The organism is Micromonospora echinospora (genome assembly GCF_014203425.1).
GTDB lineage: Bacteria > Actinomycetota > Actinomycetes > Mycobacteriales > Micromonosporaceae > Micromonospora > Micromonospora echinospora_A.
In genome coordinates this window covers 7,048,403-7,062,831 of the sequence record NZ_JACHJC010000001.1, presented here as the reverse complement: position 1 = coordinate 7,062,831, position 14,429 = coordinate 7,048,403, and the positions used below count along the sequence as shown (strand labels likewise).

The following is a 14,429-nucleotide window of genomic DNA, read 5'->3' as shown; positions in this document are numbered from 1 at the left end:
GAGCGTCAGGAGAGGCTCTTGACCGCGGCCTCGACCTTGGTGCGGACGGTCTCGGGCAGCGGCGCGTAGCCGAGCTCGACCAGCTCCTTCTGCCCCTCGGCGCTGGCGGCGTGACCGAGCAGGCCCTTGACCAGCGGCAGCTTGTCGGCGGCGAGGCCCTTGCTGCAGACGATCTCGTAGGTCGCCAGGACGATCGGGTACGCCCCGGCCTCCTTGGTGTTGTAGTCGATCGACATCTTCAGGTCGTTGCCCTGACCCTCGAACTTGGCGCCGGCGATGGTCTTGCCGGCCGAGTCACCGGTCAGCTCGACGAACTCGCCGTTGCCGTTCTTGATCTTCGCCATCTTCAGGTCGGAGTTCTCGGCGTACGACCACTCGACGTAGCTGATGGTGCCGTCGGTGCTCTTGACCTTGCTGGCCACACCGTCGGACTTGGCCGCGCCGACGCCGCCCGGGGCCTTCCACGCCTTGGAGTTGCCGAGCGTCCAGTCCGCCTCGGCGGTCTTGGAGAGGTACTTGGTGAAGTTGTCGGTGGTGCCCGACTCGTCGGAGCGGTGCACCGCCTGGATCGCGGTCGACGGCAGCTTGGCGTCCGGGTTGTCGGCCTTGATCGCCGCGTCGTCCCACTTGGTCACCGTGCCGGCGAAGATCTTCGCCAGGGTGGCCGGGCTGAGCTGGAGGTTGTCCGCGCCGCTGACGTTGTAGACCACGGCGACCGGGCCGATGACCATCGGCAGGTTGAGCGCCTGGCCGCCGGTGCACTTGGCGTCGGCCTGCGGCTGCTCCTCCGGCTTGAGGGGGGAGTCCGAACCGGCGAAGTCGGCGGTGCCGGCGATGAAGGCCTGGATGCCGGCGCCCGAGCCGCTCGGCTCGTAGTTGATCGTGCTGCCGGCGCACTTCTGCTGATACGCCTTGATCCATTCGGCCATGGCGTTCTTCTGAGCCGAGGAGCCCTGCGCGTTCAGCGTGCCCGTCGCGCAGTCCACCGCGGCGGTGGAACCGGAGGCGCTGGCGGGCTCGTTGTTGTCCGAGCCGCAGGCGCTGAGACCGAGAACCGCGGTGAGAGCGAGACAGGCGATGGCGCCGTGCCGCTGGAGCTTCACTTCAGGGGTTTCCCTTCACGTCTTTGGTCAGGTCGCCCGGAGTGCCGGGGGGCCGGCGCTGACCGGCTGACACGAAAGGTAGGAGGGCCAGGTGGACGGTTCGCCGGGCGTAAGTGAACGCGCGGTGAACACGTTCAGCCGTCGAGATGGCCGTACGCCGAGGAAGGGTTGTCCATTTCGTGAACTAGCAGCCTGGTATCGCCTTTATGGCGGCTTTCCGGGGCCGGGAACGCTCAGCCGAGCTGGTAGTTGACGTGCGCGGACCACATGGCGAAGCCGAGCCGCTCGTAGAGCGCGACAGCGGCGGTGTTGCTCTCGTCCACGTAGAGCATCACCCGGTCCAGCCCGCGCTCGTCGCGCAGGTGGGTCAGGCCGGCCGCGGTGAGCACCCGGCCCAGGCCGCCCCGGTGCGCGGACGGGGAGACGCCGAGCACGTAGACCTCGCCGATCCGGGCCGATCCCGGCCGCTCGTGCACCTTGGTCCAGTGGAAGCCGAGCAGTCGCCCGGTCGTGGAGTCGACGGCGAGCAGGAAGCCGGCCTTGTCGAACCACTGCTCGGCGATGCGTACGCGCAGGTCGTCGAGCGTCCACTTGCCCTGCTCGGGGTGCTGGGCGAAAGCCGAGTTGTTCACCGCGAGCCACGCCTCGTCGTCCTCGCCCGGACGGAACGCGCGCAGCGTCACGCCGTCCGGCACGACCGGCGCCGGCAACTCGGCGGTCAGCGGGCGGCGCATCTGCCAGAGCACCCGCGCCCGGGTGAAGCCCAGGTCGACAGCGAGCGCGGCGGCCGACGGGTGGTCGCCGTGCGCCCAGGCGCGCAGCGGTCCGGGAGCGGCGTCCACCACTCCCCGGGCCAGCGCCCGGCCGGAACCCCGCCGCCGGTACGCGGGATGCACGACCAGCTCCGCGCCGACGCCCTCGGCCGGGGCGGTGACGTCGAGGTGCGCGTACCCGGTGAGGGTGCCGTCGGCGGTCCGGGCGGTGAGGTGCACTGCGGGCGCCTCGGGGTCGCGCAGCCGCAGCAGCACGTGCTCGTCGAGCGGGTCGGCGCCGTCGGCGTCCCCGGCGGCGCGGGCCAGCGCCAGCACCTCCGCGACCTCGGCCGGCGTCAGCCGGTCCGTCCGGTCGATCCCGTCCGGCGTCAGCCGGTCCGTCCGGGCGATCCGGTCGGTTGCGGGACCACTCGTCGGCTCGGGGCTCATCTGAGTCACGGTAGCGGCCGTCCGGCAGCGGTTCGCGCCGGACGAGGGCGGCGGTCGGTGGCGCTCGTCACTGCGGGCCGACGGGCAGCGACTCCAGCTCGAACCGGACCAGCATCTCGGGCAGGAGTTGCTGCAACGCCGCGACCGTGCCGGAGCGGTCCCCGCCCGCGTCGTGCATGAGCACGATCGACCCCGGGACCATCTGCGTGCGGACCAGCGTCTCGATGGCGAGCGCGCCGGGCGCCTTCCAGTCCGACGGGTCGACGCTCCAGTGCAGCGGGGTGAGGCCCAGGTCGGCGCAGGCCGACACCACCGGGTGCGTCCATGCGCCGCCCGGCTGGCGGTAGTACGCGATCCGCGCGTTCGGCACGGCGGCCAGGATCGCGTCGTTGGTGCGCAGGATGTCGGCCCGGATCGTCGCCGGAGACCGCTTGCCCAGGTTGACGTCGTGCTCCCAGGAGTGGTTGCACAGGGTGTGGCCCTCGGCCACTATCGACCGGATCAGATCCGGGTGGGCCTCGGCGTTCTCGCCGACGACGCAGAACGTCGCCTTCACGCCGTACTGGGCCAGCAGCGCGAGCACCTGCGGAGTCCAGCGCGGGTCGGGACCGTCGTCGAAGGTCAGCGCGACCCGGGACGAGCCGGTGGCGACCAGGCTGCCGTACGGGCCGTCGCCGCCCGGCGCGACCGGGGCGGCGTCCGGCGCGGCGTCGGGGCTCGGACCGGCGGTGGCCCGGCCTCCGGGAAAGTCCGTGCTGGGCGGCTGGTCGGCGTAGTGCGGCCCGGTGAGCGCCGTGGTGGCCCCGGCGTTCGACGGCGGGTGTTCCGGCACCAGGCTGCGGCCGAGCGCGAACGCCGAGCCGAGCAGGCCCGCGAGCACCACGACTACGAGCCCTGCGGCGCGCAGCGTCGAGCCCCGCATCAGCGGCACCGGCCGTTCGTGGCCCCCGTGTCAACCGCACGCACCGCCGCCCCCTTTTGCCCGGTGAATCCGGCAGCCAGGATATGGCTGACTGATCGGGCAAAAAGGGCATTCTGCGGAAATGCCCCCTACCGGAGTGGGGCGTGAACGATCAGACCGGCAGCGGGGCGGGCTCCGACTCCGGCAGCGAGCGCGACGGCGGGACGACGAACTTGTAGCCCACCTGGCGCACCGTGCCGATCATCGACTCGTACTCCGAGCCGAGCTTGGCGCGCAGGCGCCGCACGTGCACGTCGACCGTCCGGGTGCCGCCGAAGTAGTCGTAGCCCCAGACCTCGCGCAGCAACTGGTCCCGGGTGAACACCCGCCCCGGGTGCTGGGCCAGGAACTTCAACAGCTCGAACTCCTTGTACGTGAGGTCGAGCGGGCGGCCCTTGAGCTTCGCGGCGTAGGTGTCCGGGTCGATGTTCAGCTCACCGGCCCGGATCGAGCCGCCGGCGCCGGCTGTGGCGTTGCTCAGCCGGCCGACCGCGAGCCGCAGCCGGGCCTCCACCTCGGCCGGCCCGGCGCCGGCCAGGATCACGTCGTCGACGCCCCAGTCCGCGTTGAGCGCGATCAGGCCCGCCTCGGTGACCACCGCGACCAGCGGCACGCCGAGCCCGGTGGCGTGCAGCATCCGGCACGTGGCGCGCGCCTCGCTCAGTTCGGAGCGGGCGTCCACCAGTACGGCGTCCGGCGTGGGGCCGGACACCAGCGTGCGGACGTCGCGGGGTGCGGTGCGGACCGAATGCGGCAGCAGGTCGAGTGCCGGCAACACCGCCGACGGCTCACCGGCCCGTGCGGTCACGAGCAGCAGGAGCTCCACGATCACCTCCGTCCCGGCGGCCCTTCGGCCGCGCGCGACCAGCAACACGCCCGGGTGAGGGCGGCGCTGTGAACTTGCGTGGGTCCCGGCGTCGCTGACGGGCGGGTAACGGCCTGAGCGTAACTGATGGACCGGCCGTCACCTCCGGGGCGCTTTCCCGTTTGCCCTTTCTGCCCATGATCGCGGCGCAGGTTTTAACGTCGCCGAAACCGGGACCTCCGCCGAGCCGCCCGGGTCTGGCACGATCGGGGCGTGTTTCCCTCTACCTCGCGCGACGCCGGTCGTGACCCGTGGCCCGACGGTCCGCCTCCCGGGCCGTCCGGGCCCGCCCGTGGCTACCCTCCCGCCCCGCGTACCGGCCCGGCCGACGAGGAGGGGGAGCGGCCGGAGCGGAAGGGGCCGCGCCGGCTGCGCAAGGGCGGTCCCGGCCGGCGGCCCGACGACGAGTCCGACGAGGCGCCCGAGGAGGAGCTGCCACCGGTCCCGGTCCGCCGGCCGCTGGCGCTCACCGTCGCCGGCTTCGCCGCGCTGCTCGGCGTCGGCCTGGTGCTCGGCGCGCAGACCTCCGGCCCCGGGCACCGGCTGCCGTTCGCGGCCATCATCTTCGGCGTCCAGCTGCTCTTCGTGCTCGCCTGGACGATGGCCATGCGCCCGCCCGCGCTGCTGGTCGTCGCGCTGGGCAGCGTCGGCACGGCCGTGATCGCCGACGTGGCGGCCGTGCAGTCGGACATCGCCGGCCTGGCCCCGCTCGGGTACGCCGCGGCCGCCGGGCTCCTGCTCGCCGTGCTGGGGCAGCTCGTCCGGCGGGTGGACCGGGTCCGGGTGACCGACTCGCTCGGCGGCACCCTGCTCATCGTGGTGGGCGTGGTCGCCTTCGGCACGCTCATCGTGCTCAGCCGGATTCCCAAGGGCACCCAGGCGATCACGGTCTGCCTCACCGCCGCCGGGGTGGGACTGCTGGTGGCGCGGCTCACCGACGCGGTCGCGCCGTGGCCGCGGCTCGCCCCGCAGGTGCCGCGCGGCGCGGCCGGCGTGGTCGCGGGCGCCATGCTCGGCACCCTCACCAGCGCCGTGCTCGGCAGCTACCTGGTCGGTTTCACGCCGACCAGCGCCGCACTGGTCGGCGTGGTCAGCGCGGCCACCGCCGTCCTGGCCGACCTCGCCGTGGGGTACGCCGAGGCGGGCCGCCTGATGGCCGGTGAGCCGCCGACGATGTGGGCGGCCCGGCACATGCAGGGGCCACTGGGCGGGTTCGCACTGGCCGCGCCGGCCGCGTACGCGATGTGCGTACTGTTCCTCTGACGCGGTTGGGGAAGATTCGCCTCGGGTAAGTACGGTTGCGCCGCGAGACGCGGTGACGGCGGCGAGGACGGGAGGCGGCGTGGCAGAGGCGTATCCGGCAGAGGGCCGACCGCGGCGACGCGGCCGGAAGGTGCTGATCGGCTTCGTCGTCCTGCTGCTGGTGCTGGCCGGGCTGCTCGTCGTCGCCGACCGGGTCGCCGCAGGCGTCGCCGAGCGGGCGATCGCCGACCAGGTGCGGCAGGAGATCGCCAAGCAGGACGCGCAGTCCGCCGCGCCGCAGGTCGAAGTGGGTGGCTTCCCGTTCCTCACCCAGGTGCTCGACGGCCGGTACCAGCGCATCTCGATCCAGCTCACCGACGTGCGTGGCGCCGTCCAGGGTGACGCCGTGGAGGTGCCGAAGCTGGACGTGGACGCGCGCAACGTGACCGCGTCGCTGGACACGCTGCGCTCCGGCCGGGGCGACGTGGTGGCCGAGAGCGTGGACGGGCGGGGCACCGTCACCTACGAGAGCCTGGCCAAGCTGCTGGACCGCCCCGGGCTGACGCTCGGCGAGCGGAACGGCAAGCTCGCCGTGACGGCTCCGGTGGACATCCTCGGCGTCAAGCTCACCGTCAACGGCACCGCCGACGTCACGGTGGCCGGTGGCAAGGTCGCGCTGCGCTTCAACGACCTCACCGCCGACGGCCTGCCGAACGTGCCACTGGCCCGGGCCGCGCTGACCCGGTACGCGCAGGGCATCTCGATCGACGTGCCGCTGCCGGAGCTGCCGTTCCAGCTCAACCTGCGCAAGGTGGAGCCGAAGCCGGAGGGCCTGGTGGTCACGGCGGACGCGGCGAACGTGCCCATCAACTCCGCCGGCTGACCAGCCGGCCTGCCGTCGACTCAGCCGGCTGACCAGCCGGACGGCTGTCCCGGATGCTGGTCGGCGTGGTGGCGCTGTGGGCGTGGGCTGGTAATCTCCCTGCCCATGGGGACCCACCTCACCAAACGGCGCGCGGTCGACCTGTGCCGCGTGGCCACCTGCCTGTGTCGCCCCGTCATCTGACGGCGGGGCTGTCTCCGGCCGCCTGAACGGCGGCCACCCAGGGTCCACGAACCTCTCCCGGTTCCCCTCAACGCCCGGCAGCGGCGCCGTCGCACGTACCCGTGATCCGTTCCTAGCTCTGGGTCCCGCGCGTGGTGCGACAACAATCGACATCGATCTCCGCGCGCAGGCTCACCAACCATCCTCACCAGGGAGTGATCTGATGAGTCGCGACACCGCACTCGTTTCGGCCGAGTGGGCCGAGAAGAACCTCGACGCCCCGGGCGTCGTCTTCGTCGAGGTCGACGAGGACACCTCGGCCTACGACACCGGGCACATCGCCGGCGCCGTCAAGCTCGACTGGCGCACCGACCTCCAGGACCAGATCCGCCGGGACTTCGTCAACAAGTCCCAGTTCGAGGCGCTGCTGTCCGACCGGGGCATCGCCAACGACGACACCGTGATCCTGTACGGCGGCAACAACAACTGGTTCGCCGCGTACGCGTACTGGTACTTCAAGCTCTACGGCCACGGCGACGTCAAGCTGCTCGACGGCGGCCGCAAGAAGTGGGAGCTGGACGCGCGTCCGCTCGTCACCGACGCGGTGGAGCGGCCGAAGACGCAGTACGTCGCGCAGGAGCCGGACACCTCGATCCGCGCGTTCCGCGACGAGGTGGTCGCCGCGATCGGCACCAAGAACCTGGTCGACGTGCGCAGCCCCGACGAGTTCGCGGGCCGTCTGCTCGCCCCCGCCCACCTGCCGCAGGAGCAGGCGCAGCGGGCCGGTCACATCCCGACCGCGATCAGCGTCCCGTGGTCCAAGGCGGCGAACGAGGACGGCACGTTCAAGTCCGACGACGAGCTGCGCAAGATCTACGCCGCCGCCGGGCTGGACGACAGCAAGGAGACGATCGCTTACTGCCGGATCGGCGAGCGCTCCTCGCACAGCTGGTTCGTGCTCCAGGAGCTGCTCGGGCACCGCAACGTGAAGAACTACGACGGTTCCTGGACCGAGTACGGCTCGCTCGTCGGCGTGCCGGTGGCGCTCGGCGACGAGCCCGGGGAGGCCTGATGACCGCCGCCTCCGCCGCCTCGACGGCTGCCGCCGGCTGCGCCGCGCCGGACCAGGCCGCCCCCCTCCCGGCCAGCCTGGATCTGGAGAAGGAGACCGTCATCACCGGCCGTGTGCTGTCCGAGTCCGGCGAGGTCGTGCCGGGCGCGTACGTGCGGCTGCTCGACTCCACCGGTGAGTTCACCGCCGAGGTGGTGACGTCGCCGGCCGGGCAGTTCCGGTTCTTCGCCGCGCCGGGCTCGTGGACGCTGCGGGCGCTGTCCCGCCACGGCAACGGCGACACCGCCGTGGCCGCGGCTCGCGGGATCAACGAGGTGACCGTCTCGGTCGCCGCCTGACCCACGCTCTGATCGTGGCCCGCCACCCACAGGGGTGGCGGGCCACGAGCCGTTCCGGCGAGGTACGTCCCGGCCGTGGCTGGCAGGCTGGACGGCGGTGCGCCCCGGACGCGCCGGAGGGGGACCAGATGCCCGACGACGCCGCTGCCCACGCGATTCGCTATCTGATCGACTTCATCGACGGCAACCGGGGCGAGACGATCGTCCGCGAACTCCAAGGCGCCGACGGGTCCGGCCGCACGCGCCCGTTCGACGTCTCGGTCGCCAGCCTCGACACGGACCTGTCGTTCCTCACCAAGCGGGCCACGCTCGTCACCGCCAAGCTGATCCTCTCCCAGCCCGGCGGCGAGCACCGCTATCTGGTCAACCGGGAAACCTGCAAGTGGTGCGGCAAGGACCCGGAGCGCTGCGGCCCGGACTGCCGGTACGAGGACATCCAGATCGACCAGCTCTTCGCCGAGTGCGACGACCTGCACCGCCTCGGCGCGTACCTGCGGGACTGCGCGCCGCTGCTGGAGCAGGGGCAGCTCGTCTACTTCCCGCAGACCTTCCGCCGCCGCCACCTGGAGTCACGCGCGCCGGACGCGCAGTCCACCTCCTCGCCGTTCAACAGCGTGGGTCAGATCGAGCTGGGCGACAACCCGGACCGCACGCTCGACCTGATCGTCAAGGGGCACCGTGTCGTCGACGTGCCGAGCGGGGATCCGGTGAAGGCGCGGCTGGTGACCCCACTGCTCCAGCTCGACCTGCCGATGCTGGAGGGCACCTCGCTGCGGGACTACTGCGCCATCCTGACTCAGGAGAGCGACGCGCTCGCCGCGACCCAGGCGTACCTGCGGGGCCGGATGCTGGACGTCGACACGGATCCGGACAAGGCGCTGGTGCAGCTCGCGAAGCTCGACGCGGAGATCCAGGAGGGGGTACTGGCGGCTCGCTCCGAGGTCGCCCGGGTGGCCCGGCGCTCGGCCGTGCAGGCCGCGGGCGCTGCGATGGCGACTGTCGCCGCGACGCTGGTGGCGGTCGAGGGCACCCACCTGGCGCCGGTGCTCGGCATGCTGGGCGCGGGCGGGTTCTTCTCCGCGGTGCTCGCCGCCGACCAGTACGCCGACCGTCGTGGCGAGCTGCGGCAGCGCCCCTTCTACCTGCTGTGGCTGCTGTCCCGCCGGTCCGTCCCGGCCTGACCGGGAGTGCCGAGGCGCGGCCGGGCGCCTCGCCGGCACGTGACACCATGGCCGGGTGACTGCCGTCGAGACGGGCTACGTCCCGCCCACCCCTGGAGAGCAGCCGGGCGCGGGCCGGCGTCGGCTGCGCTGGCTGACGGTCGCCACTGTGGCGTGGGCCGTGCTGCTGGCCGGGCTGACCTGGTGGTCGGTGCGCACCGACCCGCCGACGGTCAAGGAGCAGCGCTCGCTGGACGCGGCCGGTCCGGTGGTGGACCGGGCGATCGGTGAGCTGACCGGCGCGGTCGGATCCGACGGCGTACCGGCGCTCGTGCCGGTCCGGCTGGAACGCGGCTGCCGGATCACGCCCATGGACTCCGGCGCGACGCTTGAGCGCGGCGTCGAGGTGGCGATCGGTGGCGACAACGTGCGCGTGGTGCTGCAGCGCATCGCCGACCGGCTGCCGCAGGCGTGGCGGGCGGGCGTGTCGACGTTCGACGGCGAGCCGCTGCTGCGTGCCGACGCGGGTGACTTCGTCGCGGTCGAGGGCCGCGCCGACGGCCCGGGCCGGGTGCTGCTGACCGCCGCGACCGGCTGCCGGCCGCTTGGTTCCGGCTACCGCGCGCCGACCGCCGACGCCGCGGCCGAAGCCGGCGCGCTGGCGTCGGCGCTGGGCCGGTGGGGCGGCGCGACCGGCGCGGTCCAGGTCCTGGCCGCGCCCTGCCCCGGTGGGGGCGCCGCCCGCACCGCCCGGGGCGAGGCCGCCGCGCCGGCGGATCAGCCGCTCGCCGCCGCGTTCGGCGGTGGCGCCGCGCCGGTGGTGGACTCCGCCGACCGATACGCGCGCCCGGGCGAGCCGGCCGTGCTGGCCGAGCGGGTCGACGAGCGGGTGCGCGTGGCGGTGACCACGCCCTGCCCGGCCTGACTCACTCGCCGGGCAGCGCGAGCGGCGGCGGCGCCGGCTCCTCGTGCGGTTCCCGGCTGCGGCCCAGCGCGTCCACCCGGCCCCAGCGGCCCGGGATGTCGAGCAGCTCCACCCGGCCCATGCCCGGCGGTACGGCCGGGTCGATGATCAGGTGCTCGCCCTGCGGCTCCAGCCCGAGCATCACCCGTAGCAGCAGCAGCGGAGTGCCGGCGGACCACGCCTGCGGGCTGCACGCCGTGGGGTACTCCACCGGGTAGTCGGTGAGGCCACGTTCGTAGCCGGCGAACACCTCGGGCAGGCGGCCGTCGAAGTAGCGGGAAGCGCCGATCAGCGCGTCGCAGAGCAGGCCGGCCTCCCGGCGGAAGCCGTACCGCCACAGGCCCCAGGCGATGATCGAGTTGTCGAACGGCCACACCGTGCCGACGTGGTAGCCGACCGGGTTGTACCGGCCCTGGTCGTCGGCGAGCGTGCGTACCCCCCAGCCGGAGAACAGGCGCGGCCCGAGCAGATGCCCGGCGATCGCCGGGGCCCGGGACTCGTCCACGATGCCGCTCCACAGCAGGTGGCCGATGTTCGAGGAGAGCGCGTCCACCTGCTGGCCCCGCGGGTCGAGCGCCAGCGCGTAGTACTCCCGGTCCGCGATCCAGAAGTCGCGGTTGAACCGTTCCTTCAGCGCCGCGGCCTCCTGCTCCAGCCGGTCGGCGTACGCCGGGTCCTGCCAGTGGGTGCGGGCCATGCGGGCGGCGCGCATCTTCGCGTCGTACGTGTATCCCTGCAGCTCGCAGGTGGCCCGGGGGAACTCCGGCATCCGCCCGTCGGCGTAGGAGATGGCTTCCGGTGAGTCCTTCCAGCACTGGTTCGGCAGCCCGGTCTCCGGGTTGCGGGACATGTACCAGACGTATCCGGTGCCGAGCAGGTCCCCGTACGTGTCGAGCCAGGTCAGCGCCGCCCGGGTCTCGTTCTCCAGGTTGCGTACCAGATCGGCGTCGCCGGTCCACCGCTCGTACTCGTCGAGCAGGATCACGAACAGTGCCGTGGTGTCGGCCGCGCCGTAGTACGGCGAGTGCGGTTGCTCCTCGAACCCGGCGCTCTCGCCGTAGCGCAGCTCGTGCAGGATCTTGCCCGGCTCCTCGTCCCGGAAGTCGTCGACCCGGCTGCCCTGCAGGCCGGCCAGCATGACGATCGTCGGTTTGACCAGGTCGGGCAGGAACGGCAGCACCTGGAGCGAGGTGAAGATGCTGTCCCGGCCGAACAGCGTCATGAACCAGGGCAGGCCGGCGGCGAGCAGCCGGACCCCGAGCGTGATCGACTCGTACCGGAGCGCGGCCAGGTCGTTGAGGCTTCGCCGGTACGCCCCGGCCAGCGGCTCGCAGTCGCAGCCCAGCTTCGGCGCGCGGCTGATCAGGGCGCTCTGCTCGGCCTCGATCTCGGCAGCGGTGCGCTGGCCGCCCAGCGGCAGGACGGCCCGGATGTCCTCACCACGCGCGCCGTAGATGATGGTGCTGACGTGCAGCCGGGTGGTCCATTCGCCGTGCGGGCCGATCCGGACCCGGAAGGTCATCCCGTCCGCGTCGACCTCGACCGGCGCGCTGCTGGTCACCAGCGTCTCGCGGCGGAACGCCTCCCGGTGGTAGGTCAGCCGCAGGCCGTTCCGCTCCACCGTCGGCGTGGTGCGTCCCTTCTTGTCACGCCGGTTCTTGATCTCCAGGAGGTCGGCGAAGTCGGAGCCGATGTTCAGCCGGAGGTGGAACTCCTGTTCCTGTTCGGAGTGATTGAGCACTGTCAGTTCCTCGTCGAGGCTGGCCCCGATCGCGCGGCTGCGGATCACCGAGACGTTGGCGTCCAGGTAGTGCGTCGGCTCGCCGGGGACCAGGAAGAACCGGGTCTTGTACGACAGCGAGTCGTCGATCGAGAGCGCGTGCAGGGGTTGCCCGTCGATGGTGAGGAACCAGGTGGAGAGGAACCGGGTGTCGAAGGCGAACAGCCCGGTGGGGAAGTCGTACGACGGCTCGATGTTGCCGCGATCGTCGCTGACCAGGAACGTGTTGCCGTCGAGGATGCTGACCCGGTCCTTCACACCAGCCGCCGGACGTGCTCGCGGGCGGCGTCCCGGGGATCCCGCACGTCGGGCCGTTGCGGCAGGAATCGGCGGAACGCCAGGAACAGCACGACGTGACCGCTGAACGTGGCCTCGTTGCGCAGGACCGCCGCCAGGCCGGCGGCCCGCCCGGTGACGAGCTTCTCGAACAGCTCGGTGGACAGCGTCAGCACGCCGTCCGCCTGCCGTAGCTCCTCCCGGCTCACCTGCGCCGATCCGGGGGCCAGCGTCACGTACCAGTGCTCGGTACGGTTGCCGTCGGCCAGGTCGATCTGAAGCGTCCCCCCGACCGGGCTGTTCAGGACGGCTGCGGCACGCGCCGGCAACGACGCGAAGAATTCCTGGATCGCCTGATTCACATTCGCATGGTAGGCAGCATCCGGACATGTCGGGTCAGGATCGGCGCACTGGGCAGAATGGACAACCTGGGCCGGTTGTCAGTAGACCAACGCCTGTGCGCCCTCGGCCATCGCTTCCTCGACGAACACGGCGGCGCCCGCGATGCGTACGCCGGGGATGACGTCGTCCGTGCCGATGTCCCGCCGGGCCGCGCACTGGGTACAGGCGGTCACCCGGCCGGTGGCCAGGACGACGTGCAGCAGTTCGCCCAGCGGCGCGGAGTGCGGCAGCTCGAACGACTCGGCCCGCCCGGGGAGCGCGAACCAGGTCGATTCGCCGGTGAGCCAGAGCGAGACGTCCACCCCGGCCGCGGCAGCGGTGGCGGCGACTGTGAACGCCTGGGCGCAGCGTTCCGGTGAGTCCGCGCCGGCGGTGGCCTTGACGACGAGAGAGCGCGCCATGCCGCCCAGCATAGGATGGTCCGGATGGTTACCGAGATCGGGTTCGTCAGCCTGCTGGTCGCGGGCCTGGGCGCGCTCGCCGGTGGCCTGGTCTATCTCGCGGTCCGCATAGCTAGAGGTAAGTGGTGAATCTGTGAGTGAGAATCCGCTTCAGCCGCCGTGGTTGAACGCGCCGCCGGTCGACCCGTACCCGTACGAGGAGAGCCACGACCTGCGCGTCGGCCCGAAGCTGCACCCGAGCCTGGACGGCCTGCTGCCGTACATCGGGGTGTGGCGCGGCCGGGGCCGGGGTGGGTTTCCGACGATCGAGGACTTCGACTACGCGCAGGAGATCCGGATCAGCCACGACGGCCGGCCGTTCCTGTTCTACGAGTCGCGGGCCTGGCTCCTGGACGAGCAGAGCCGCCCGGTCCGTCCGGCCGGCCGCGAGGTGGGCTGGTGGCGTCCGGTGCTCGACGGTGAGCGGGTCACCGACGAGCTCGAGGCGCTGATGACCACGCCGACCGGCGTGATGGAGCTGCACATCGGCAAGCGCAAGGGCACCCAGATCGAGTTCGTCACCGACGCGGTGGTGCGTACCGCCACGGCGAAGGAGGTCACCGCCGGCGCCCGGCTCTTCGGCATCGTCGAGGGCGCCCTGCTGTACGCGCAGGAGATGGCCGCCGTGGGCCAGCCCCTCACCCCGCACCTGTCCGCCCGCCTGACCCGGGTAGCCGGCTGACCCTGCGGGGGAAGTTCAGGAGGGCCTGGACGCGGGGGGTCAGGGGGGAACTCGGGCGGGGAGTGCCGTCCAGGGTCCGGACCTCCGCCGGGCCGCGTAGGGAGCTGGTCAGCCAGATCGCCTCGGCCTCGTGCAGGTCGGGCACGGTGGGCAGGTGCTCGGCCGCCGCGAGGCCCAGCTCGCCGGCCCGTTCCAGCAGGTGGCGGGCGGTCACGCCGGGCAGGACGCCGGTCTCCGCCGCCGGCACCGTCGAGAGGGTCCCGCCGCGCAGCCACACCACGTTGGCGGTGGGCCCCTCCAGCACGTAGCCGTCCGTCGAGACCCAGAGCACGTCGTCCACCCCGGAACGTTGCGCCCACCGCCGGGCGGCGGTGCTCAGCGCGTACGAGGTGGACTTCACGCCGCTGGGCAGCCACCCCAGCTCGGGGCGGGCCCGGGCGGCCACCCCGAGCGGCAGCGTGGCCACCGTCACCCCGGTCCGCCGGGCCAGCCGGACCACGGCGGGCACCTCGCCCAGCGTGGCGTACACCGTGGCCGGCCCGCCGCCCTCCGGCCCCCGGGTGCAGACCAGCCGCAGCGCGCCCTCGGTCTCCGGCGGCCAGCCGGCGCGGACCGCGTCCAGCAACTCGACGAGCGCGCCGTCCGGGGGCAGCGGCAGGCCGATCGCCGCCGCGCCGGCCCGCAGCCGGGCCAGGTGCGGCGCCAGCAGCCAGGGGCCCCCGTCGCGCAGGTGCAGCGTCTCGAACAGGCCGTCGCCGTGCAGCACACCCCGGTCGTCGCCGCGCAGCACCGGCTCACCGGCCGGCACGAGCCCTCGGCCGAGCACCGCCACCCGCGTCGCCTCCACGGCCGCAGCGTAGTGGCGTACCCCGGCGGCGCACGGACCGGCGCGGCGGC

Annotated in this window: 17 protein-coding genes; 9 read left to right on the top strand and 8 right to left on the bottom strand. The window is 72.8% G+C overall.

What is annotated here, in order from left to right:
- Positions 1 to 5: 5 nt before the first annotated feature.
- From pstS to FHU28_RS31920, 4 genes are all read right to left on the bottom strand, one after another.
- The gene (gene pstS / locus FHU28_RS31935; RefSeq protein WP_184688928.1) at positions 6 to 1,103 is read right to left on the bottom strand and encodes a phosphate ABC transporter substrate-binding protein PstS; all 1,098 of its coding nucleotides are present in this window, start codon (positions 1,101 to 1,103) and stop codon (positions 6 to 8) included.
- 233 nt (positions 1,104 to 1,336) lie between these two features.
- Complete coding sequence (gene mshD / locus FHU28_RS31930) at positions 1,337 to 2,305, bottom strand: mycothiol synthase (RefSeq protein ID WP_260413219.1); 969 nt, start codon at positions 2,303 to 2,305, stop codon at positions 1,337 to 1,339.
- Positions 2,306 to 2,372: 67 nt separating this feature from the next.
- A complete protein-coding gene (locus FHU28_RS31925; RefSeq protein WP_184690080.1) occupies positions 2,373 to 3,227 on the bottom strand; it encodes a polysaccharide deacetylase family protein in 855 nt (284 codons plus the stop codon).
- A 151-nt stretch (positions 3,228 to 3,378) separates the two neighbouring features.
- A complete protein-coding gene (locus FHU28_RS31920) occupies positions 3,379 to 4,098 on the bottom strand; it encodes a winged helix-turn-helix transcriptional regulator (RefSeq protein WP_176722767.1) in 720 nt (239 codons plus the stop codon).
- Between the two features lie 246 nt (positions 4,099 to 4,344).
- Here FHU28_RS31920 and FHU28_RS31915 point away from each other — a divergent pair, with 246 nt between their 5' ends.
- From FHU28_RS31915 to FHU28_RS31890, 7 genes are all read left to right on the top strand, one after another.
- Positions 4,345 to 5,394 (top strand): hypothetical protein, encoded by a 1,050-nt coding sequence (locus FHU28_RS31915; protein WP_184688925.1) that lies wholly within the window; start codon positions 4,345 to 4,347, stop codon positions 5,392 to 5,394.
- Between the two features lie 79 nt (positions 5,395 to 5,473).
- Positions 5,474 to 6,256, top strand: a complete 783-nt coding sequence (locus FHU28_RS31910; RefSeq protein WP_184688922.1) for an LmeA family phospholipid-binding protein — start codon at positions 5,474 to 5,476, stop codon at positions 6,254 to 6,256.
- A gap of 105 nt (positions 6,257 to 6,361) precedes the next feature.
- Positions 6,362 to 6,439: an Ms5788A family Cys-rich leader peptide gene (locus tag FHU28_RS33190; protein WP_310503780.1), complete on the top strand. Its 78-nt coding sequence runs from the start codon at positions 6,362 to 6,364 to the stop codon at positions 6,437 to 6,439.
- A 202-nt stretch (positions 6,440 to 6,641) separates the two neighbouring features.
- Positions 6,642 to 7,490, top strand: a complete 849-nt coding sequence (locus FHU28_RS31905) for a sulfurtransferase (protein WP_184688920.1) — start codon at positions 6,642 to 6,644, stop codon at positions 7,488 to 7,490.
- Positions 7,490 to 7,828, top strand: a complete 339-nt coding sequence (locus tag FHU28_RS31900; RefSeq protein WP_184688917.1) for a DUF1416 domain-containing protein — start codon at positions 7,490 to 7,492, stop codon at positions 7,826 to 7,828. The genes FHU28_RS31905 and FHU28_RS31900 overlap by 1 nt, the downstream gene beginning before the upstream one ends.
- Positions 7,829 to 7,956: 128 nt before the next feature.
- Entirely contained in the window at positions 7,957 to 9,009 is a 1,053-nt protein-coding gene (locus FHU28_RS31895) for a hypothetical protein (protein ID WP_184688914.1), read from the top strand.
- Positions 9,010 to 9,064: 55 nt separating this feature from the next.
- A complete protein-coding gene (locus tag FHU28_RS31890) occupies positions 9,065 to 9,913 on the top strand; it encodes a hypothetical protein (protein ID WP_184688911.1) in 849 nt (282 codons plus the stop codon).
- Between the two features lies 1 nt (position 9,914).
- On the opposite strand, the gene FHU28_RS31885 is transcribed toward FHU28_RS31890, so the two are convergent.
- The 3 genes from FHU28_RS31885 to FHU28_RS31875 all read right to left on the bottom strand — a co-directional run bounded on the left by FHU28_RS31885 (position 9,915) and on the right by FHU28_RS31875 (position 12,823).
- A complete protein-coding gene (locus FHU28_RS31885; RefSeq protein WP_184688908.1) occupies positions 9,915 to 11,990 on the bottom strand; it encodes an amylo-alpha-1,6-glucosidase in 2,076 nt (691 codons plus the stop codon).
- The gene (locus tag FHU28_RS31880; RefSeq protein WP_184688906.1) at positions 11,987 to 12,370 is read right to left on the bottom strand and encodes an SCP2 sterol-binding domain-containing protein; all 384 of its coding nucleotides are present in this window, start codon (positions 12,368 to 12,370) and stop codon (positions 11,987 to 11,989) included. Before FHU28_RS31880 ends, FHU28_RS31885 begins: the two co-directional genes overlap by 4 nt.
- Positions 12,371 to 12,448: 78 nt before the next feature.
- Positions 12,449 to 12,823, bottom strand: a complete 375-nt coding sequence (locus FHU28_RS31875; RefSeq protein WP_073829103.1) for a DsrE family protein — start codon at positions 12,821 to 12,823, stop codon at positions 12,449 to 12,451.
- A gap of 12 nt (positions 12,824 to 12,835) precedes the next feature.
- On the opposite strand from FHU28_RS31875, the gene mtfM reads away from it, so the two are divergent.
- Positions 12,836 to 12,940: a small membrane protein MtfM gene (gene mtfM / locus FHU28_RS33185; RefSeq protein WP_030504452.1), complete on the top strand. Its 105-nt coding sequence runs from the start codon at positions 12,836 to 12,838 to the stop codon at positions 12,938 to 12,940.
- A gap of 4 nt (positions 12,941 to 12,944) precedes the next feature.
- Positions 12,945 to 13,532, top strand: a complete 588-nt coding sequence (locus FHU28_RS31870) for a heme-binding beta-barrel domain-containing protein (RefSeq protein WP_184688903.1) — start codon at positions 12,945 to 12,947, stop codon at positions 13,530 to 13,532.
- Here FHU28_RS31870 and FHU28_RS31865 read toward each other — a convergent pair.
- Positions 13,489 to 14,379: an aminotransferase class IV gene (locus tag FHU28_RS31865; RefSeq protein ID WP_184688900.1), complete on the bottom strand. Its 891-nt coding sequence runs from the start codon at positions 14,377 to 14,379 to the stop codon at positions 13,489 to 13,491. The genes FHU28_RS31870 and FHU28_RS31865 overlap by 44 nt on opposite strands.
- Positions 14,380 to 14,429 lie beyond the last annotated feature (50 nt).